17 protein-coding genes are annotated in these 19,188 nt (G+C 59.9%); 4 read left to right on the plus strand and 13 right to left on the minus strand.

Features of this window, described 5'->3' with window-relative positions; translation table 11 throughout:
- Positions 1-5: 5 nt before the first annotated feature.
- The 3 genes from GF111_RS10735 to GF111_RS10745 all read left to right on the plus strand — a co-directional run bounded on the left by GF111_RS10735 (position 6) and on the right by GF111_RS10745 (position 3,014).
- The gene (locus GF111_RS10735; RefSeq protein WP_147191507.1) at positions 6-884 is read left to right on the plus strand and encodes a U32 family peptidase; all 879 of its coding nucleotides are present in this window, start codon (positions 6-8) and stop codon (positions 882-884) included.
- A gap of 210 nt (positions 885-1,094) precedes the next feature.
- Entirely contained in the window at positions 1,095-2,360 is a 1,266-nt protein-coding gene (locus tag GF111_RS10740; RefSeq protein ID WP_038879110.1) for a Xaa-Pro peptidase family protein, read from the plus strand.
- An 18-nt stretch (positions 2,361-2,378) separates the two neighbouring features.
- Positions 2,379-3,014 carry a CerR family C-terminal domain-containing protein gene (locus tag GF111_RS10745; RefSeq protein WP_038879112.1) on the plus strand — a complete coding sequence of 212 codons (636 nt, stop codon included), beginning with the start codon at positions 2,379-2,381 and terminating at the stop codon, positions 3,012-3,014.
- A gap of 15 nt (positions 3,015-3,029) precedes the next feature.
- Here the strand turns inward: GF111_RS10745 and GF111_RS10750 are convergent, their stop codons facing one another.
- From GF111_RS10750 to GF111_RS10760, 3 genes are read right to left on the minus strand one after another with little or no spacing between them, the layout of a single operon-like run.
- Positions 3,030-4,169, minus strand: a complete 1,140-nt coding sequence (locus GF111_RS10750) for an ABC transporter permease (protein WP_033648660.1) — start codon at positions 4,167-4,169, stop codon at positions 3,030-3,032.
- On the minus strand, positions 4,166-5,320 hold the full coding sequence (locus tag GF111_RS10755; RefSeq protein ID WP_055317296.1) for an ABC transporter permease: 1,155 nt from the start codon (positions 5,318-5,320) through the stop codon (positions 4,166-4,168). Before GF111_RS10755 ends, GF111_RS10750 begins: the two co-directional genes overlap by 4 nt.
- Positions 5,302-6,273: an HlyD family secretion protein gene (locus GF111_RS10760; RefSeq protein ID WP_033638900.1), complete on the minus strand. Its 972-nt coding sequence runs from the start codon at positions 6,271-6,273 to the stop codon at positions 5,302-5,304. The genes GF111_RS10755 and GF111_RS10760 overlap by 19 nt, the downstream gene beginning before the upstream one ends.
- A gap of 232 nt (positions 6,274-6,505) precedes the next feature.
- Between GF111_RS10760 and GF111_RS10765 the strand changes: the two genes are divergently transcribed.
- Positions 6,506-7,519: a luciferase-like monooxygenase gene (locus GF111_RS10765; protein ID WP_186766891.1), complete on the plus strand. Its 1,014-nt coding sequence runs from the start codon at positions 6,506-6,508 to the stop codon at positions 7,517-7,519.
- A 38-nt stretch (positions 7,520-7,557) separates the two neighbouring features.
- On the opposite strand, the gene yedF is transcribed toward GF111_RS10765, so the two are convergent.
- The 10 genes from yedF to infB all read right to left on the minus strand — a co-directional run bounded on the left by yedF (position 7,558) and on the right by infB (position 19,166).
- Positions 7,558-7,788, minus strand: a complete 231-nt coding sequence (gene yedF, locus GF111_RS10770; RefSeq protein ID WP_170310509.1) for a sulfurtransferase-like selenium metabolism protein YedF — start codon at positions 7,786-7,788, stop codon at positions 7,558-7,560.
- A 5-nt stretch (positions 7,789-7,793) separates the two neighbouring features.
- Positions 7,794-9,008, minus strand: a complete 1,215-nt coding sequence (yedE, locus tag GF111_RS10775; protein WP_102780061.1) for a selenium metabolism membrane protein YedE/FdhT — start codon at positions 9,006-9,008, stop codon at positions 7,794-7,796.
- A gap of 146 nt (positions 9,009-9,154) precedes the next feature.
- Entirely contained in the window at positions 9,155-11,086 is a 1,932-nt protein-coding gene (locus tag GF111_RS10780) for a DEAD/DEAH family ATP-dependent RNA helicase (protein WP_038879128.1), read from the minus strand.
- Entirely contained in the window at positions 11,076-11,156 is an 81-nt protein-coding gene (gene yrbN, locus GF111_RS26745) for a protein YrbN (RefSeq protein WP_099032700.1), read from the minus strand. The genes GF111_RS10780 and yrbN overlap by 11 nt, the downstream gene beginning before the upstream one ends.
- A 116-nt stretch (positions 11,157-11,272) precedes the next feature.
- On the minus strand, positions 11,273-12,157 hold the full coding sequence (nlpI, locus tag GF111_RS10790) for a lipoprotein NlpI (protein WP_004933495.1): 885 nt from the start codon (positions 12,155-12,157) through the stop codon (positions 11,273-11,275).
- A 128-nt stretch (positions 12,158-12,285) separates the two neighbouring features.
- Positions 12,286-14,403 carry a polyribonucleotide nucleotidyltransferase gene (pnp, locus tag GF111_RS10795; protein WP_047729246.1) on the minus strand — a complete coding sequence of 706 codons (2,118 nt, stop codon included), beginning with the start codon at positions 14,401-14,403 and terminating at the stop codon, positions 12,286-12,288.
- Between the two features lie 256 nt (positions 14,404-14,659).
- Entirely contained in the window at positions 14,660-14,929 is a 270-nt protein-coding gene (gene rpsO / locus GF111_RS10800) for a 30S ribosomal protein S15 (RefSeq protein WP_004933502.1), read from the minus strand.
- A gap of 124 nt (positions 14,930-15,053) precedes the next feature.
- Complete coding sequence (gene truB / locus GF111_RS10805) at positions 15,054-15,998, minus strand: tRNA pseudouridine(55) synthase TruB (RefSeq protein ID WP_038879133.1); 945 nt, start codon at positions 15,996-15,998, stop codon at positions 15,054-15,056.
- Positions 15,998-16,408 carry a 30S ribosome-binding factor RbfA gene (rbfA, locus tag GF111_RS10810; protein WP_004933508.1) on the minus strand — a complete coding sequence of 137 codons (411 nt, stop codon included), beginning with the start codon at positions 16,406-16,408 and terminating at the stop codon, positions 15,998-16,000. Before rbfA ends, truB begins: the two co-directional genes overlap by 1 nt.
- Positions 16,409-16,478: 70 nt before the next feature.
- On the minus strand, positions 16,479-19,166 hold the full coding sequence (gene infB, locus GF111_RS10815; RefSeq protein ID WP_004933511.1) for a translation initiation factor IF-2: 2,688 nt from the start codon (positions 19,164-19,166) through the stop codon (positions 16,479-16,481).
- Positions 19,167-19,188: the final 22 nt, after the last annotated feature.

The raw sequence follows: 19,188 nt of genomic DNA on the forward strand, positions 1-19,188 counted from the left end.
GAAACATGAAATACGCACTGGGGCCGGTACTCTACTACTGGCCAAAAAACGACATCGCGGCGTTCTATCAACAGGCGGCGGAGAGCAGCGCCGACATTATTTATCTCGGCGAGAGCGTCTGCACCAAGCGGCGCGAGATGAAGGTCGGCGATTGGCTGGCGCTGGCGCGCGAAATCGCCCGCAGCGGCAAGCAGGTGGTGATCTCCACGCTGGCGCTGCTGCAGGCGCCCTCCGAGCTGAATGAGCTGAAACGCTATGTGGAGAACGGAGAGTTCCTGTTTGAAGCCAACGATCTGGGCGCGGTGAACATGGCGGCGGAACGCGGCCTGCCGTTCGTCGCCGGTCATGCGCTGAACTGCTACAACGCCTATACCCTGCGCCTGCTGCGCCGCCAGGGCATGATGCGCTGGTGCATGCCGGTCGAACTTTCACGCGACTGGCTGGCCAACCTGCTGGCACAGTGCGACGAGCTGGGCTTCCGCCACGATTTCGAGGTGGAGGTGCTGAGCTACGGCCACCTGCCGCTGGCCTACTCGGCGCGCTGCTTCACCGCCCGCTCGGAAAACCGCGGCAAGGACGAATGCGAAACCTGCTGCATCAAGTATCCGCAGGGCCGCATGATGCGCTCGCAGGAACAGCAGCAGGTGTTCGTGCTCAACGGCATCCAGACCATGAGCGGCTACTGCTACAACCTCGGCAACGAGCTCCCGAGCATGCAGGGACTGGTGGACATCGTGCGGCTGTCGCCGCAGGGTGCCGAGACACTGGCGCAAATCGATGCCTTCCGCGCCAACGAACGCGGCGAGCAGCCGCTGGCCTTGACCGACCACGCCGACTGCAACGGCTACTGGCGCCGCGTGGCGGGGCTGGAGTTGGTGTCTTAGCGAGGTAAGCGCCGGCGGCGCTCTGCCGCCGGTATCGGTTTACGCCGCACGTTTTCTCCTGTTTTATCTGCAGCATGGCTCACCTGGCCGCCTTCAATCCCACACATTACGCACCGTTATCTGTCTTGTTCACTGTGAATCCTTGATTAATTCATTTGAATGAATTAATTTTTTGAGTGACATTCCATAAATGAGATGAGGAGTAACGAGATGCTGACACGCCCTGAACCGTTATCTCTGGCCGAGCGCGACCGCCGCTGGCAGCTGGCGCGGGACATTATGCAGACGGAAGACCTTGCGGCCCTGATCGTATACGGCGACCGAGAAGCCGCCGCCCCAGCCGGTTTCGCACCAGATTGCTACTTCACCAACGACCGTCCCGGTTCGATCGTCGTTTTCGTCGGCGATGAATCGCCGCGCATCTACACCTTCGCTTCGATGATGGTCGCCGACCACTTGCAGGCCTCGTTGCGCGGCGATCTGCAATGGATCGGCGCGGAACAGCTGTTCGTCGGTAAAACCGGTCGCGATGTCGGCGCCTGGCTGGCCGAGCGCCGTTTAGCGGGAACCCGCATCGGCATCATCGGGCTGGAACCCTATCCCCCCTTCTACTTCGACGGCGCCATGCCCGCTCGCACGCTGCAGGGGTTGACGGAGGCGCTCCCAACGGCCAATTGGATACCGGTCTACCGCGAATTCTTCCGGCGCGCCTCGGTAAAAAGCGAGGAGGAATTGCGGCTGGTGCGCTATGCCGCACACATCGGCGAAACCATGAGCGAAACATTGCGTGCCACCGCCAGACCCGGCGTTTCCGAAGCCGATCTGGTGGCAGCAGTGACGGCAACCTGCTTCTCAATGGGCGGTTATACAGCAGAGCTGCTGTTGGGATCCGGCCCCGAATACGTCGGTTGGGGGCCACCTGCCTGGCAATATCGCGCCCAGGCGCCACGGGTTCTGCAAGAAGGCGATTTGGTGTTGTCGGAGATCTTCGCCCTGTACGGTATGATGGAAACCCAGCATCAGGCCGCTATCGCCATCGGCGAGGTACACCCCGATATTCTGCACGCTGCGGCGATCGCCAGAGCGAGTTATGAGGCGGGATTAGGCGCGCTGCGAACGGGTAACACCTTCGGCGATGTGGTCGACGCCATGGAGCAACCGTTGCTGGCCGCCGGCTGCTGGCACGTGCATCCGCTGATCCATAGCCTTAATCCCTATGGCCCGGTCGGTTTCGGCACCGCGCCCGGCATCGAGTCTCTCCCCGAAGCCGCCCGCTATGCGCAGCTCAGGCGTTTGCCTACCGTGGGGCGTGAACTGCCGCTGCAAGCAGGCATGTGCTTCGCTTTTGAACCCAGCTGTGCTTTCGGCAGGCATATGGCCAACCTCGGCGGTACGGTATTGGTCGGTGAAACAGGCGGCGTGGCACTGAATGAGAACTCAACCCGGCTGATGTTCGCAGGCGGCTCACATCGATAATCAGGAGACAATGTTTCAATGCAGAATCAGGACAGGCTCAATGAGCGTACCCGCGAAACCCAGGAACGTCTTATCCGGGCAGGCTTGAGCCTGTTCAGCAAACATGGACTCGAAGGCGTGCGCACCCGCCAACTGGCCGAAGCGGCGGGGGTGAATCAGTCCGCCATTCCCTATCATTTTGGCGGCAAGGAGGGCGTCTATCTGGCAGTGCTGGAACATGTAGCCGGTAGCATTGTCGCCCATTTAGCCTTGCCGCGCCGCCTGCTCGCCGGGCAAACGCCGGCGGAAGCATTACGGACATTGATGCAAGATTTCGTCACCGCCTTGCTGGGCTCGGAAACCTCTGCGGCAAGCAGCCTGTTGTTGGCGCGAGAACAGCTCCAGCCCAGTGCCGATTTCGATGCCCTGCATACCTGTTTATTCTCACCGCTGCATCACACCGTGAGCGAACTGGTCACGGCGATCCGCAGCGACCAACCTGACCTGAAAGAGAATATCCTGCGCGCGCACGCTGTTCTCGGCCAGGCGTTGTCCTTCGCCGTCGCGCGCGAGGCGCTATTGCGAAGGCTGGGAGAAAACGCGCTGTCGCCACAGGAGATCGCGCAGATCGCCACTCTGGTTGGCACGATGTCAGTCGCCGCCGCGCAAGGCTGAACGCGGCGGCGTTAGTTACGCCCGTCGCTTCCTGAACATCCCGCGCAGCGCCACGCTGTTGCGCAAGAAGCCGACGCCGAAGCCCAGCAGGGTGTAGACCACGCCGAGCACCAGCATCATCATCACGTCACCCCACACTTCGTTCAGCGACAGCCCCATCTGGTTGACGCCGGCGATCGCCTTGGTGCCCCAGGTGGAGGGAATGCTGTACGAGATGGCGCGCACCCAGGCCGGCATCGACTGCAGCGGCCAGATGGTGCCGGACAGGTAGAAGATCGGCGTGGTGATGAACGCCAGCGTCAGGTAGATCATCTCGACGCTGCGCAGGCACTCGGTCACCAGCTTGCCCAGCCCCAGTACCGCCAGCAGGAACGGGAAGGTCAGCAGCAGCAGTTCGGCGATGTTCGCCGTCTGCCGATAGCCCAATACCCACGGCCACAGCACGAACAGCACGATCGACAGGAACAGCCAGATCGGCAGCAGCGCCGTCAGCCCGCCGAGGTGCGCCGCCAGCGGCGCCTTGCCGCCGGGCATGCTCTTCATGGCGATGTTGACGCGGATACAGGCGATCAGCAGCGAGTGCTGCAACAGCATCACCAGCAGGCCGGGGAAGATGATCGCCGCAAAGCTGATGCCGGGGTTAAACACGTCCAGCGTTTGCCCCAGTATCGGCGTCAGCAGTATCTGCGCCTGCCGTTCGCTGAAGCCGCTGCGCAGCAGCAGCCCGTTGTTGTACTCCGTCAGCAGCTGCTGATAGGCCGCCACCACGTCCTGTTGGATCTGGCCGTTGGCCAGGCGGTTGGTGGCGTCGCCGTACACCGGCACCACGATGTTCTGCCCGCTGAGGATTTTCTTCTCCAGATCCACCGGCATGATGATCACCGCAAACAGCTTGCGCCAGCTGAGATCGCGCTGCGCCTGCTCCAGACTGTCGTAGGTTTCAATCGCGATCTTGGAGGTGGCGTCCAGCTGGCGGATCAGCTGGCGGCTGGCGGTGCTGTGATCCTGATCGACCACCCCCACCGGCAGATCCCACACCGTGCGGTTGGCGTACACCATGCTCATGATGCACAGCGACAGGATCAGCATCAGCCACACCGGCCGCTCCAGCATGCCGAGCAGCACCTTAACGAAGGTTTGCCAATAGAGCTTCATCCGGCGTTCCCCTCTTTTGCCAGCCGTGCCGGCAGACGATTGCGCACCAGCAGCGCGGCCACCAGCGGGTAAACCGCCAACAGCGCACACACGCTGAAGATGGCGCTGGCGTGCACCTGCCGCAGGAACACGTCGAACATCGCGTACAGCGCGTGGGTCAGCGGTTCGACATTGGAAATGATGCGCGCCGGAAGCGGCATCGACAGCTCAGGCACCGCCATGCCGGAGAAGGTCATCGCGATACTGACCAAAATACCGATCAGGCTGTACGCGGTGATGGTACTGCCGGTAAAGGTGTACAGCAGCAGGCCGATGCTCTGCGCCGCCATCACGTAGAACAGACCGATCAACAGCATAAACAGTGGATTGCCGCTGACGCGGGCGTCAAAGATGCCCACCAGCGCCGCGATCTCGACCATCAGCAGGGTGGTGAAACACAGCGTGTACGGCGCCAGCTTGCCGAGCAGCGCCAGGCTGAACGGCTTGGCCTGCAGCAGCGACTTGCTGCGCGCCAGCACGTAGATCATGCAGGTCACCGCGAACAGTTGCAGCAGATGGATGGTGGCGGCGAACTGCTGGTAATAGATATAGCTGCCGCTGGCGTTGAACAGGCTGCCGTAGGAGAGCGTCACGTCCGCCAACGGCGGCAGCGTTTTGCCCATCTCGGTGGCGATGATGCTGCGGGTGTTGGCGTTGATTTCGTTCATCAGGCCGCCAAAATCCTGGGTGGAGTACAGCCCGGCGCCGTAGAACAACGCATTGTAGTACATCACCACGCTCGGCTGTTTGCCCGACAGCGCGTTGGCCTCAAGGTCCGGCGGGATATACAGCAACGCGTAATCCTGCGCGCTGCGCAGGCGGCTCAGCGACTCCGGTAACCCACCGCCGTAAGCCTCAACGTGGGCGTGCGAACCGGCGTCCAGCCGACGCGTCAGCGATTTGGACAGCGGGCTGTGATCGCTGTCCACCACCGAGACCGGCAGATCGAGCAGCGTGCCTTCGGAGAAGTTGCTGCTGATCAGCACAAACAGGATCAGCGGAAAGATCCAGCTCAGCCAGTGCACCACCGGGCTGCGAAAGGCGACGCGACACTCTTTGTCGAACGCGTGACTGAAGCAGCGCCAGCCGGCCCTTACTCTTTCCATTGCCATAAGGTGCTCATCCCCGGACGCAGGCCGTCCACCGGCTGTGACGGATACAGGCGCACTTCGAAGGTTTTCAGGTCGAAGTCGCCGGTGGCGCGGGTGGCGCGTTTGGTGGCGTAATCCCCCAGCGGCGCGATGTAGCGCACTTCGGTGTCGATCATTTTGTCCTTCAGCGCCGGCACCCGCAGTTTGACCTTGTCGCCTTTGCGCACGTGGGCCAGGATGTCTTCGCGCAGGTTAAACACGAAGTAGGCGTCCGGCACCCGGATCAACGTCACCAGCGGGCTGCCGGCGTTCAGCAATTCGCCCACTTCGGCCGGGATCGGCCCCACTTCGCCGTCTACCGGCGCTTTCACCTGCAGATCGTCGCTCTGCGCCTGGATCTGCAGCAGATTCTCTTCCGCCGCCCGCAGCGCCGCCGCATATTGCTGCCTCTGCTCGACACGGTCGCCGTTGATGCCTTCATCCAGGTTGGCTTTGGCCGCCTGCACCTGCTGGAAGGCGGTGTCGCGCGACCGGCGCGAAGCGTCCAGCTCGGACTTCGAGATATAGCCTTTGCCGGCCACGCTCAGGTTGCGGTTGTAGTCGTTTTGCGCATTGCGGTACTGCGCCTCGGCCTGCGCCAGGTTGGCGCGCAGGTTGCGGATGCTCTCTTCACGGGTGCCGTGCAGCGACAGCTCGAGCTGCGCCTTGGCCTCGTCGCGCGTCGCCTGTGCGGAACGCAGTTGCGCCATCAGTTCGGGGCTGTCGAGTTGAATGATCAGCTGGCCGCTTTTCACGTCGTCGCCGCGTTCGATCAGGCGTTCAACGACCCGGCCTTTCGCCTTGGATGCGACGATCACTTCGGGGGCATCCACTTCACCCTGCAGCAACAGATCCTGATTGTGCGCGCGGAACAGGATCGCCAATGCGATCGCCGCCAACATCAGCAACAGGGTAAACAGCGTCTTTTTTTTCATTATGTCAGCTCCCGGAACGGTAAGCGGCGGGCGGGGATAATCATTTCCATGTCTCAAATTGCTCCAAAAAACACCATTGCACTCATGAGGATATCACAAGCACATATCTCCTCTTTTATAACTATAAATTGGATTATGCTTTTAACACTAAAAAGCATCTTTTTTTCGGCCTTTTAGTATGCAGACTCCTGCAATCGCCCTTTAAGCGATCCACTCTCTGATGGACGATGTCATGATTGAACACACTGCCGTACCGCTTTCGGTACTGGATTTATCGCCAATCCCGCAAGGGGCCAAGGCGCGCGACGCTTTCCACTGTTCGCTGGATTTGGCGCAGCACGCCGAACGCTGGGGCTACCGGCGCTACTGGCTGGCCGAGCACCACAACATGACCGGCATCGGCAGCGCCGCCACCTCGGTGCTGCTGGGCTATCTGGCCGCCGGCACCCAGAGCATTCGCCTCGGCTCCGGCGGCGTGATGCTGCCGAACCATGCGCCGCTGGTGATCGCCGAACAGTTCGGCACGCTGGAGTCGCTCTATCCGGGGCGCATCGATCTGGGGCTTGGCCGCGCGCCCGGCACCGATCAGCGCACCATGATGGCGCTGCGCCGCCACCTGTCCGGCAATGTGGATACCTTCCCGCGCGACGTGCAGGAGCTGCAAAATTACTTCTGCGACGCGCAGCCCGGCCAGCCGGTGCAGGCGGTGCCGGGCCAGGGGCTGCACGTGCCGCTCTGGCTGCTGGGTTCCAGCCTCTACAGCGCACAGCTGGCGGCGCAACTCGGCCTGCCGTTCGCCTTCGCCTCGCACTTCGCCCCGGATATGCTGTTCCAGGCGCTGCAGCTGTACCGCGAGAACTTCAAACCGTCCAAACAGCTGGCGCAGCCGCACGCCATGGTGTGCGTCAACGTCGTCGCCGCCGACAGCGATAGCGACGCGCGCTTCCTGTTCAGTTCGATGCAGCAGCAGTTCATCAATCTGCGCCGCGGTTCGCCCGGCCCGCTGCCGCCGCCGGTGGATAACATCCACGCGCTGTGGACCGCCGGCGAGCAATATGGCGTCGAGCAGGCGCTGCGGATGTCGATCGTCGGCGATGAAAAAACGGTGCGCCACGGGCTGCAAACGCTGCTGCGTGAAACCGATGCCGACGAGATCATGGTCAACGGCCAGATCTTCGATCACCAGGCGCGGCTGCGTTCGTTCGAGATTGTCGCCGGGGTGCAAGGCGACGTCGTGAAGGGATAAAACGCGAAAAGGCGGTGGGGAACCCCACCGCCTCGGCGTTAACGCTGGATCAGATAGCGGATGGTCGGCCCGTCCTGCTGGATATCCAGCACCTTGTAGCCGTGGTTGCGCGCGTCGAGCGGAATGTTGTTGATCGACTGCGGGCAATCGCTGATCACCTCCAGGATTTCCCCCGGCTTCAGCTGCGGCATCGCCTCCAGCGTCGCCACCGCCGGGTACGGGCAAGGCTCACCCAGCATGTCCAGCCGGTAGTCCGGCACTATCGTCATCTCTTTCATGGCAGGCTCCTCAAATTCACCACCTGCGCCTCAGGCCGGGCGCGGAAAAAGCGTTTCTCCCACCACAGCATGGCGGCGAAGGCCAGCGCCAGCAGCAGATAGGTCACCAGCAGGCCACCAATTGGGCCGAAGGTGTCGAGCAGGTTGATCTTGTCGTAGTCGGTCGCCAGCGCCGGCGCCAGATCGTCCCAGTAATAGGCCAGCAGCGTGGCGCCGATGATGTTGCCCAGCCCCACCCACCAGTAGTGCACCTGCCCTTCCACCGCGCGGTACATCCAGCCGGTCTCGCAACCGCCGGCCAGCACGATGCCGAAGCCGAACAGCAAGCCGCCCAGCACCGCATTCGGGCCGGCCCACATGATCTTCGGCGCCACGCCAAGCTGCACGTAGCTGAAGATGCCGATGGCGCTCACCGCCATGCCGATGATGATGGCTTTCGCCATGTGGGTGCGGCCGGTGATCCACAAATCGCGGAACGCCGAAGTGAAGCAGATCTGCGCACGCTCGATCAGCAGACCGAAGCCGATGCCGAACAGCATGGCGATGCCGAGCTTCGGCGCATCGAACAGCGTCCACAGCGACCAGGCCACCGTCAGGCCGAAGACGGCCATGCCCAGCCGGAAGCGGCGGCGCGCCTGCTCAGGTTTCTGCGTCAGCGGCGCGGCGGCCTTCACCTTTTGCAATTTTACCGGGATGCGGAACATCGGCAGCAGCGTGAATTTGGCGCCGAAGTAAGAACCCACGGCGGTCGCCAGCGCGAAGAACCAAGCGTGCAGCGAAAACTGAGGAATACCGGTGAAGAACGCCGCCAGGTTACAGCCCATCGCCAGGCGCGCGCCGAAGCCGGCGATAATGCCGCCCAGCAGCGCCTGCACGATGCGAATGCGGTGCTGCGGCTGGCGTAGCTTGATGTTGTTGGCCCACAGCGCGGCGGCGATGCAGCCGGCGAACATGCCGATGATCATGCGCCCGTCGATACGCTCCAGCGGCGTGCCCTGCAGGCCGATAACCTTGAAATAGCCCCACTGCTCGGGGTGCAGGCCGAACCACTGCAGCACATGGCCGCCCCAGCGGGTGAACTCGCCGGTCACCGCCCAGAAAGTGCCGGTCATGCCAAAGTAGTAGGTAGAAAGGATCCCGGCGGCGATCACCGCCGGCAGCGGCGCCCAAAAGCGCACCAGGTATTGAGATTTGAACTGCTGCCAACTCATGGCATCTCCCGTGCATATCATCCGTAAGAAAAAACCTTATGAATGATACGCCATTCAGGGACGTTTGACGGCAACTTTCAGGCATAAAAAAACCAGCCCGCAGGCTGGTTTTTCAGAGCGATTCACCGCGAACGGTGAATCAGCGATTACGCGTCGCCGAAACGACGACGTGGTGCAGCAGGTGCTGCGTCATCACGGCGTGGCGCCGGCTTACCGTCACGGTTGAAGTTACCGCCACGACGCTCGCCGCCGTTGCCGCCTTCACGACGTTCACCGAAGGAACGACGTGGGCCGCCTTCGCGACGTTCGCCGTTGAACGGACGACCGTTACCACGACGCTCGCCACCGTTGCCACCGTCACGACGCTCGCGACGTTCGAACGGCTGCGCATCGCCCAGCAGCTGCATGTTCATCGGCTTGTTCAGGATGCGGGTGCGAGTGAAGTGATTCAGGATCTCGCCCGGCATGCCTTTTGGCAGCTCGATGGTGGAGTGGGAGGCAAACAGCTTGATGTTACCGATGTAACGGCTGCTGATGTCGCCTTCGTTAGCGATAGCGCCAACGATGTGACGGACTTCTACGCCATCGTCACGGCCCACTTCGATGCGGTACAGCTGCATTTCGCCAACGTCACGACGTTCGCGACGCGGACGGTCGCCGTCACGGCTATCACGGCTGTCGCGACGGTCGCCACGATCACCGCGACGATCGTCACGGTCGTTGAACTCGCGGCGCTGACGCGGCTTGAAGACCGGATCCGGCGGCAGGATCAGCGGACGTTCTCCCTGTGCCATTTTCAGCAGCGCTGCGGCCAGGGTTTCCATATCCAGCTCTTCTTCCGGCTGCAGTTTGGTCAGCAGTGCGCGGTACAGATCCAGATCGCTGCTTTCCAGCTGCTGCTGAACTTTTGCGGCAAACTTGGCCAGACGACGCTCGCCCAGCAGTTCTGCGTTCGGCAGTTCCACTTCCGGGATGGTCAGCTTCATGGTGCGTTCAATGTTGCGCAGCAGGCGGCGTTCGCGGTTTTCCACGAACAGCAGCGCGCGGCCGGCACGGCCCGCACGACCGGTACGGCCGATACGGTGAACGTAAGACTCGGAGTCCATCGGGATGTCATAGTTGACAACCAGGCTGATGCGCTCAACGTCCAGGCCACGGGCCGCAACGTCGGTCGCGATCAGGATATCCAGACGACCGTCTTTCAGGCGCTCCAGGGTCTGCTCACGCAGCGCCTGGTTCATGTCGCCGTTCAGCGCAGCGCTGCTGTAACCGCTGCGCTCCAGTGCTTCGGCCACTTCCAGGGTCGCGTTCTTGGTACGGACGAAGATGATCGCCGCGTCAAAGTCTTCAGCTTCCAGGAAACGCACCAGCGCTTCGTTTTTACGCATGCCGTAGACCGACCAGTAGCTCTGGCTGATGTCCGGACGGGTGGTCACGCTGGACTGGATGCGCACTTCCTGCGGCTCTTTCATGAAGCGGCGGGTGATGCGACGGATCGCTTCCGGCATGGTGGCGGAGAACAGCGCGGTCTGATGTTCAGCCGGGATCTCAGCCATGATGGTTTCTACGTCTTCGATAAAGCCCATGCGCAGCATTTCGTCGGCTTCATCCAGCACCAGACCGCTCAGGTTAGAGAGGTTCAGGGTGCCGCGCTTCAGGTGGTCCAGCAGGCGGCCTGGGGTACCCACAACGATTTGCGGGCCCTGGCGCAGAGCGCGCAGCTGCACGTCGTAACGCTGGCCGCCGTACAGGGCTACCACGTTGACGCCGTTCATGTGTTTGGAGAAATCGGTCATCGCTTCGGCAACCTGAACCGCCAGTTCGCGGGTCGGTGCCAGCACCAGGATCTGAGGTGCTTTCAGGTCTGCCTGCAGGTTGTGCAGCAGCGGCAGCGAGAACGCTGCAGTTTTACCACTACCGGTCTGTGCCATGCCCAGCACGTCGCGGCCGTTCAACAGGTGAGGAATACACTCAGCCTGGATCGGAGATGGTTTTTCATAGCCCAGATCGTTCAGGGCGGAAATGATTGGAGCAGACAGCCCCAGATCAGCAAAAGAGGTTTCAAACTCAGTCGTCATGTACACGTGCCTCATTAATAATGGCAGCCAGTCTACATAACTCGTCGAGAAAATTTTCAGTCATTTTCATTGAAAAGTGTGAACCGGCTCAAATTAGATTATAAAACGAACAAAAAAGCCCTCGCCCGTGAAGGCGATAACTTTGGTTAAAAACCAATGTCCATCAGGCTGATAGGTGTTCGTCAGCTATTGCTGGTCCGATTCCGATAGGTCGTCTTGCTCTTGGCCCAAAAGCGCCAATTCCAACAATGCATAGCGGTGCTCAACGAAGTTGTGAACGTTGTTAGACACCGTCAGTTTGAACAGCGCCGAAGCGGTGTCCTTGTCCCCCAGACTCAGGTAGTGTTTACCCAAATAGAAGTCAGTTTCACTGAGATGCTCAGCGAGCGAAGTGTTATCCGTTGCATCTGCCTTGAGGCGTTCCATCAGCGTTTTTTCGCTGATCTTGCCCAGGTAGAATTCGACAATATTCCATCCCCATTGCCCTCTGTCCGCTTTGTCATAGCGCTGCTGAAGCGCTACCTCGGCCTTCTTGGGATCGATTTCTCGCTCCACCAGATACAGCCATAACGAACGGAAGGGATCGTTTGGGTCGTCTTGATAAAACGCCTGCAGATCATCCTGCGCCAACGGGAAGCGGCCGCCATAATACAGTGCGATGCCCCGGTTTAAACGCGCGTAATTGTAAGTTGGATCAAGCTCTAGTACAGAATCAAACGCTTCATAGGCAGCATCAAAATTGCCTGCCTGCGTTAAGTAAATGCCCAGGTAGTTGAAAACTTCCGGCATGTCGGGACGTATCGCCAGCGCCTGCGAGAAATCATTGCGCGCTAATGCACGTAACCCGAGGCTATCATACAGCACACCGCGCTCATATAAAAGCTGTGCGCGTTCGTCGTCCGTCAGTGCCCGGCTGGCAAGAATTTGTTCCATGCGCGCCAGGATCACTTCCTGCTGCAACGTTGGCTGCAACGGGATTGCCAAAACTTCGTCTTTACGCCAATCATGGTTGCTGCATCCTGCCAGCATGAGTGCTGTCGCAACGTAACACCAGCGCAAGAAAGGCTTCATTTCCCACTCCCGAAGACAAACATTGGATGAACGTCCTGTCCTCCGTTTGCTAATACGCGGGCATCCTACCCGCGCGATACGAACAGCTCCCAACCCCATGGCGGGGAGCTGTAAAACTATCTATACAGTTATTCTGCTTCAGGCGCAGGTGAACCCGCTTCCGGCGCCATCGCTTCTTTGATGCTCAGACGCACGCGGCCCTGACGGTCAACTTCCAGCACCTTAACCGGCACTTCCTGACCCATCTGCAGATAGTCGGTCACTTTCTCGACGCGCTTGTCGGCGATCTGAGAAATGTGTACCAGACCTTCTTTACCACCGCCGATAGCGACGAACGCGCCGAAATCAACGATACGGGTCACTTTACCCTGGTAGATACGGCCCACTTCGATCTCTGCCGTGATCTCTTCGATACGACGGATAGCGAATTTCGCTTTCTCACCGTCGGTCGCAGCGATTTTAACTGTACCATCATCTTCGATTTCGATGGTAGTGCCAGTCTCTTCGGTCAGTGCGCGGATAACGGAACCGCCCTTACCGATCACGTCTTTGATTTTATCCGGGTTGATGCGGATAGTATGAATACGCGGTGCGAATTCGGAGATATCGCCGCGCGGGGTGCTGATAGCCTGTTCCATCACGCCCAGGATGTGCAAACGTGCGCCCTTGGCCTGGTTCAGAGCCACCTGCATGATTTCGCGGGTGATGCCTTCGATTTTGATGTCCATCTGCAGCGCGGTGATACCGTCGCGGCTACCGGCCACTTTGAAGTCCATGTCGCCCAGGTGATCTTCGTCACCCAGAATGTCGGACAGAACCACAAAGTTATCGGCTTCTTTCACCAGGCCCATCGCGATACCCGCAACGGCAGCCTTGATTGGCACACCGGCGTCCATCAGCGCCAGAGACGCACCGCACACAGAAGCCATGGAAGAAGAACCGTTGGATTCGGTGATTTCAGACACCACGCGAACGGTGTACGGGAAATCTTCTGGTTTAGGCATCATAGCCAATACGCCGCGTTTCGCCAGGCGACCGTGACCGATTTCACGACGCTTAGGTGAACCGACCATGCCGGTTTCGCCCACGGAGTACGGAGGGAAGTTGTAGTGGAACAGGAAGCTGTCGGTCTTTTCGCCCATCAGCTCGTCCAGGTTCTGTGCGTCGCGCGCGGTGCCCAGGGTCGCGGTAACCAGCGCCTGAGTTTCGCCACGGGTGAACAGCGCGGAACCGTGGGTGCGCGGCAGTACGCCGGTGCGCACATCCAGGCCACGGATCATGTCTTTTTCACGGCCGTCGATACGCGGCTCGCCACGCAGTACGCGGCTGCGCACCACGTTTTTCTCGACGTTGCCCAGGATGTCTTGAATTTCAGAGGCATCCAGAGTCTCGTCCTGCGCCAGCAGGGTTTCAACGACGCTGTCTTTGATCGCGTCAACCTGAGCGTAGCGCTCTTGTTTTTCGGTGATGTGGTAAGCGTCGCCCAGGCGAGCTTCGGCCAGTTCAGCCACGCGCGCGTGCAGCGCTTCGTTGACCGCAGGCGCCTGCCAATCCCACTTCGGCTTGCCGGCTTCGGCAACCAGCGCGTTGATGTTTTCGATAACCACTTGCTGCTGGTCGTGGCCGAACACCACGGCGCCCAGCATCTGGTCTTCGCTCAGCACGTCCGCTTCGGATTCAACCATCAGCACCGCACCTGCGGTACCGGCAACCACCAGGTCCAGACGGCTTTCTTTCAGTTCGTCAGTCGTTGGGTTCAGCACGTACTGGTCGTTGATGTAACCCACGCGCGCTGCGCCGATTGGGCCGTTGAACGGAATACCGGACAGGCTCAGGGCTGCGGAAGCACCGATCATCGCAACGATGTCCGGGTTCACCTGCGGGTTAACGGAAACCACGGTCGCGATCACCTGAACTTCGTTCAGGAAGCTGTCCGGGAACAGTGGGCGGATCGGGCGGTCAATCAGACGGGAAGTCAGCGTCTCGCCTTCGCTCGGACGGCCTTCGCGACGGAAGAAGCTGCCCGGGATACGACCGGCGGCGTAGGTACGCTCTTGGTAGTTAACGGTCAGCGGGAAGAAGCTCTGGCCCGGCTTGGCTTTTTTCTGGCCAACCACGGTAACGAATACGGCGGTATCATCCATGCTCACCATAACGGCGGCGGTGGCCTGACGAGCCATCATACCGGTTTCGATGGTGACGGTATGCTGGCCATACTGGAATTTGCGAATGATCGGTGTCAGCAAAATTATATCCTTGATAAGCGGCGCGCAATCGCATTGACGACTCGACACGCCTGTGACTCGATTTGCCTTCTCACTACATCCTCGCGACTAATGACAATCCTTATCTCAGGCGGGAGATAAAGCCTCTCATTAGCCGCGCGAACCTCTGTAACGGAAGAACCTGTTTGGAAACATCAGTAATACATTAACCTGATTTGCTTATGCTTCCTAGAAGAAAGGGGCCAAAATAGGCCCCTTTCCACTGAAACTTGCTAGATTAGCGACGCAGACCCAGACGCTCGATCAGGCTGGTGTAACGTGCTACATCTTTACGCTTCAGGTAGTCCAGCAGCTTACGACGCTGAGAAACCATACGTAGCAGACCACGACGGCTGTGGTGATCTTTTTTGTGCTCGGAGAAGTGGCCTTGCAGATGGTTGATCTGCGCAGTCAGCAGGGCAACCTGAACTTCGGTAGAACCGCTGTCGTTAGTACCACGACCGAAATCAGCTACGATTTGAGCTTTAGCTTCAACACTTAGAGACATTGTAATACTCCAGATTATAGATAATAAAAACAGGCGCCGATCTCTAATTCAGCAACCCAATGCATAAGCTGCGCCATTCTACTCTTAGCGCAGTGCGATCGCAAGGTGACGCAGTGCCCCGCCGTCAGTCGAAATGCTCGACCACCAGGCGGCGCGGCGCCACGCGACCGTCCTCGGCAATGTCGCCAACGCCGATGAATTTCCGCTCTTCACCCTCGGTGATACGCACCATGCCGGAAGCCGGCGCGCCGGCCACTTGCACCGGTTGCCCCTGCTTGACATAGCCCGCCACCACCGGCAGCAAATTCACTTCCGGATAGTTCTCAACCGGGCTGTCCATCGGCATCAGCAGCGGATCGAGCAGTTCGCCGGGTGCGATGTCTTGTTCCTGCGCCTGCGCCAGCAAAGCGTTCAGCTGTTCCAGCGTCACCATGCGCGCGATCGGATAAGTCGCCACCTGCAGGCGGCGCAGATAGATCACGTGCGCGCCACAGCCCAGCAGCTCGCCGAGATCGTCGGTGATGGTGCGGATGTAGGTGCCTTTCGAGCAGTGGATCTCCAGCTCCAGCTCATCCCCTTCCCAGCGGATAAACTGCAGCTCGTACACCGTGATGCTGCGCGCTTCGCGCGGCACTTCAATCCCCTGGCGCGCATACTCGTAGAGCTTCTTGCCCTGGTATTTCAGCGCCGAATACATCGACGGCACCTGCTGGATATCGCCGCGGAAGGTGTCCAGCGCCGCGTCGAGCTGCGCCTGGGTAAAATTCACCGGGCGCTCCTGCACGATCTGGCCGTCGGCGTCGGAGGTATCGGTGCGCTGCCCCAGCTTGGCGATCACCCGATAACGCTTGTCGGAATCGAGCAGGTATTGCGAAAACTTGGTCGCTTCGCCCAGACAGATAGGCAGCATGCCGGTCGCCAACGGATCGAGCGCGCCGGTATGGCCCGCCCGGTTGGCGTTGTACAGGCGTTTTACTTTTTGCAGCGCATCGTTGGACGACAAACCCTGCGGCTTGTCCAGCAACAGCACGCCGTGGATATCACGGCCGCGGCGACGAGGGCGACTCATTAATCCTCCTTGTCATCGCCTGAGGCGGAACGGCGCTCGGCGTCGTTCTTCACCACGTTGGTCACCAGGTTGGACATGCGCATGCCTTCCACCAGGGAGTTGTCGTAGGCGAAGGTCAGCTCCGGCACCACGCGCAGGCGCATCGCTTTGCCCAGCAGGGTGCGGATGTAGCCGGAAGCGTCCTGCAACGCTTTAATGCCGTTGGTGACCAGATCCGGATCGTGGTTCTCGGTCAGCACGTTCAGGAAAGTGACGTAAACCTTGGCATACGCCAGGTCGCGGGACACTTCCACGCCGGAAACGGTCGCCATGCCGACGCGCGGATCTTTCACTTCACGCTGCAGAATGATCGCAATCTCTTTCTGCATCTCTTGCGCCACGCGTTGACCGCGGCTGAATTCTTTTGCCATTTTGGATTCTCCAGACAAATCGGGGGGCACAAAGGCCCCCCGTAAACAGATATAAGCAGATGTGCAATCGTTAAGCGATGGTGCGTTGGATCTCAATGATTTCGAACACTTCGATCATGTCGCCGACGCGCACGTCGTTATAGTTCTTAACGCCGATACCACATTCCATGCCGTTACGGACTTCGTTAACGTCATCTTTGAAGCGGCGCAGGGATTCCAGCTCGCCTTCATAGATAACTACGTTGTCGCGCAGTACGCGGATTGGGTTGTGACGCTTGATGGTCCCTTCGGTAACCATACAGCCGGCGATAGCGCCGAACTTAGGCGATTTGAACACGTCGCGCACTTCGGCCAGGCCGATGATCTGCTGCTTGTATTCCGGCGCCAACATACCGCTCATCGCCTGCTTCACTTCGTCGATCAGGTTATAGATCACGGAGTAGTAACGCAGATCCAGGCTTTCCGCTTCGATTACGCGGCGCGCAGAAGCGTCGGCACGCACGTTGAAGCCCAGGATGATGGCGTTGGAAGCCGCAGCCAGCGTCGCGTCGGTTTCGGTGATACCACCTACGCCGGAGCCGACAATCTTCACCTTCACTTCATCGGTGGAGAGTTTCAGCAGCGAGTCGCTGATCGCTTCGCAAGAACCCTGTACGTCGGACTTCAGTACGATGTTCAGCTCGGACACTTCGCCGTCGGTCATGTTGGCGAACATGTTTTCCAGCTTGGACTTCTGCTGACGCGCCAGTTTGACTTCGCGGAATTTGCCCTGACGGTACAGCGCCACTTCACGCGCTTTCTTCTCGTCGCGCACCACGGTCGCTTCGTCACCCGCTGCAGGCACGCTGGACAGACCCAGGATTTCCACAGGGATAGACGGGCCGGCGGAGGTCACTTCACGGCCCAGTTCGTCACGCATCGCACGCACACGGCCGTATTCGAAGCCGCACAGGACGATATCGCCCTTGTTCAGCGTACCTTCCTGAACCAGCACGGTAGCCACAGGGCCACGGCCTTTATCCAGGAAGGACTCGATCACCACGCCGCTCGCCATGCCGCTGCGAACCGCTTTCAGCTCCAGCACTTCGGCCTGCAGCAGGATAGCCTGCAGCAGCTCGTCAATACCGGTACCGGCTTTCGCGGACACGTGGACGAACTGCGCTTCGCCGCCCCACTCTTCCGGCATAACGCCGTACTGAGACAGTTCCTGCTTAACGCGGTCCGGATCGGCTTCCGGCTTGTCAATTTTGTTCACCGCAACCACCAACGGCACCTGCGCCGCTTTCGCGTGCTGGATAGCTTCGATGGTCTGTGGCATCACGCCGTCGTCGGCCGCCACCACCAGAACCACGATGTCAGTCGCCTGAGCACCGCGAGCACGCATCGAGGTAAATGCGGCGTGGCCCGGGGTATCCAGGAAGGTGATCATGCCGTTCTCGGTTTCTACGTGGTAGGCACCGATGTGCTGGGTAATGCCACCGGCTTCGCCCGCCGCCACTTTGGTGGAGCGGATGTAGTCCAGCAGAGAGGTTTTACCGTGGTCAACGTGGCCCATGATGGTCACGACCGGCGCGCGCGGCTCGGCCGCAGCGCCCGTATCACGGTCGCTCATCAGCGCTTCTTCCAGCTCGTTTTCACGGCGCAGGATAACTTTGTGGCCCATCTCTTCGGCAACCAGCTGTGCGGTTTCCTGGTCGATAACCTGGTTGATGGTGGCCATGGCGCCCAGCTTCATCATCACTTTGATGACCTGAGAACCTTTTACCGCCATCTTGTTGGCCAGCTCGGCCACGGTGATGGTTTCGCCGATCACCACGTCACGGTTAACCACCTGCGCAGGCTTATTGAAGCCCTGCTGCAGAGCGCTAGGCTTGCGTTTGCCTTTACCGCCACGGGTAACGGCACGCGCTTCTTCGCGGTCCGCTTTGGACTCGGACAGCTTGTTGCCTTTCTTCTGCTTGGTGGCTTTGCCGCCGCGGGTGCGGCTGCGACGATCGCCTTCAACTTTGGCGTCGTTCTCGTCTTCTGCGGCACGGGCGTGCTGAGAGGTGGTCACGTGATAGTCGGCGCTTTCAACCGCGGCGCTTGCCGCGTCTGCCTGGGCCCACTTCTCGCCGTTCTCTTCGGCCATGCGACGGGCTTCTTCTGCCACGCGCTTGGCTTCCTCTTCAACCTTGCGGCGCACTTCCTCTTCCGCTTTGCGTTTCAGTTCAGCGGCTTCGGCTTCACGGCGTGCTTTTTCCGCCTGAGCTGGCTTGGTCATTTCGTCGGTATGTTGATTGGTCACTTTTTCTTTTTCCGCTGAATTACGCTTAGCAATCTCCGCGGCCTCACGTTTGGCTTGCTCTTCGGCAGCGCGCTTCGCTTCCGCTTCGCGTTTTGCGAGCTCTTCCGCTTCGCGCCGTGCCTGCTCTTCCGCTTCACGCTGTGCCTGCTCTGCCGCTTCAGCCAACTGGGCTTCCTGCGTATCGCGATTTACATAAGTGCGTTTCTTGCGGACCTCAATTTGCACCGATTTACTTTTACCGCCGGTGCTCGGGATATTCAAGGTGCTGCGCGTTTTGCGCTGCAAAGTGAGTTTACCCGGCGCGCTGCCGTGTTCACGGTTCAGGTGCGCCAGCAATGTTTCTTTTTCTTGCTGGGTAACAGAGTCCGACTCGGACTTGTTGATCCCTGCATCAGCAAACTGCTGTACCAGGCGATCAACCGGAGTCTGAATCTCTGCTGCCAGCGATTTTACGGTTACATCTGTCGTCATGCTGTTCCTTCCTGCTACAGTT

The sequence above is a fragment of the Serratia sp. HRI genome, assembly GCF_010119335.3.
Lineage (GTDB): Bacteria > Pseudomonadota > Gammaproteobacteria > Enterobacterales > Enterobacteriaceae > Serratia > Serratia nevei.

What these genes read in the sequence shown, in the direction of transcription:
- GF111_RS10780 (WP_038879128.1), bottom strand. Translation starts at nt 11,086, where the DNA reads ATGACGACTGAGTTTGAAACCTCTTTTGCTGATCTGGGGCTGTCTGCT.
- GF111_RS10735 (WP_147191507.1), top strand. Translation starts at nt 6, where the DNA reads ATGAAATACGCACTGGGGCCGGTACTCTACTACTGGCCAAAAAACGAC.
- yedE (WP_102780061.1), bottom strand. Translation starts at nt 9,008, where the DNA reads ATGAGTTGGCAGCAGTTCAAATCTCAATACCTGGTGCGCTTTTGGGCG.
- GF111_RS10740 (WP_038879110.1), top strand. Translation starts at nt 1,095, where the DNA reads ATGCTGACACGCCCTGAACCGTTATCTCTGGCCGAGCGCGACCGCCGC.
- GF111_RS10750 (WP_033648660.1), bottom strand. Translation starts at nt 4,169, where the DNA reads ATGAAGCTCTATTGGCAAACCTTCGTTAAGGTGCTGCTCGGCATGCTG.
- infB (WP_004933511.1), bottom strand. Translation starts at nt 19,166, where the DNA reads ATGACGACAGATGTAACCGTAAAATCGCTGGCAGCAGAGATTCAGACT.
- nlpI (WP_004933495.1), bottom strand. Translation starts at nt 12,157, where the DNA reads ATGAAGCCTTTCTTGCGCTGGTGTTACGTTGCGACAGCACTCATGCTG.
- GF111_RS10765 (WP_186766891.1), top strand. Translation starts at nt 6,506, where the DNA reads ATGATTGAACACACTGCCGTACCGCTTTCGGTACTGGATTTATCGCCA.
- GF111_RS10760 (WP_033638900.1), bottom strand. Translation starts at nt 6,273, where the DNA reads ATGAAAAAAAAGACGCTGTTTACCCTGTTGCTGATGTTGGCGGCGATC.
- yedF (WP_170310509.1), bottom strand. Translation starts at nt 7,788, where the DNA reads ATGACGATAGTGCCGGACTACCGGCTGGACATGCTGGGTGAGCCTTGC.
- yrbN (WP_099032700.1), bottom strand. Translation starts at nt 11,156, where the DNA reads ATGAAAATGACTGAAAATTTTCTCGACGAGTTATGTAGACTGGCTGCC.
- truB (WP_038879133.1), bottom strand. Translation starts at nt 15,998, where the DNA reads ATGAGTCGCCCTCGTCGCCGCGGCCGTGATATCCACGGCGTGCTGTTG.
- GF111_RS10755 (WP_055317296.1), bottom strand. Translation starts at nt 5,320, where the DNA reads ATGGCAATGGAAAGAGTAAGGGCCGGCTGGCGCTGCTTCAGTCACGCG.
- GF111_RS10745 (WP_038879112.1), top strand. Translation starts at nt 2,379, where the DNA reads ATGCAGAATCAGGACAGGCTCAATGAGCGTACCCGCGAAACCCAGGAA.
- rpsO (WP_004933502.1), bottom strand. Translation starts at nt 14,929, where the DNA reads ATGTCTCTAAGTGTTGAAGCTAAAGCTCAAATCGTAGCTGATTTCGGT.
- rbfA (WP_004933508.1), bottom strand. Translation starts at nt 16,408, where the DNA reads ATGGCAAAAGAATTCAGCCGCGGTCAACGCGTGGCGCAAGAGATGCAG.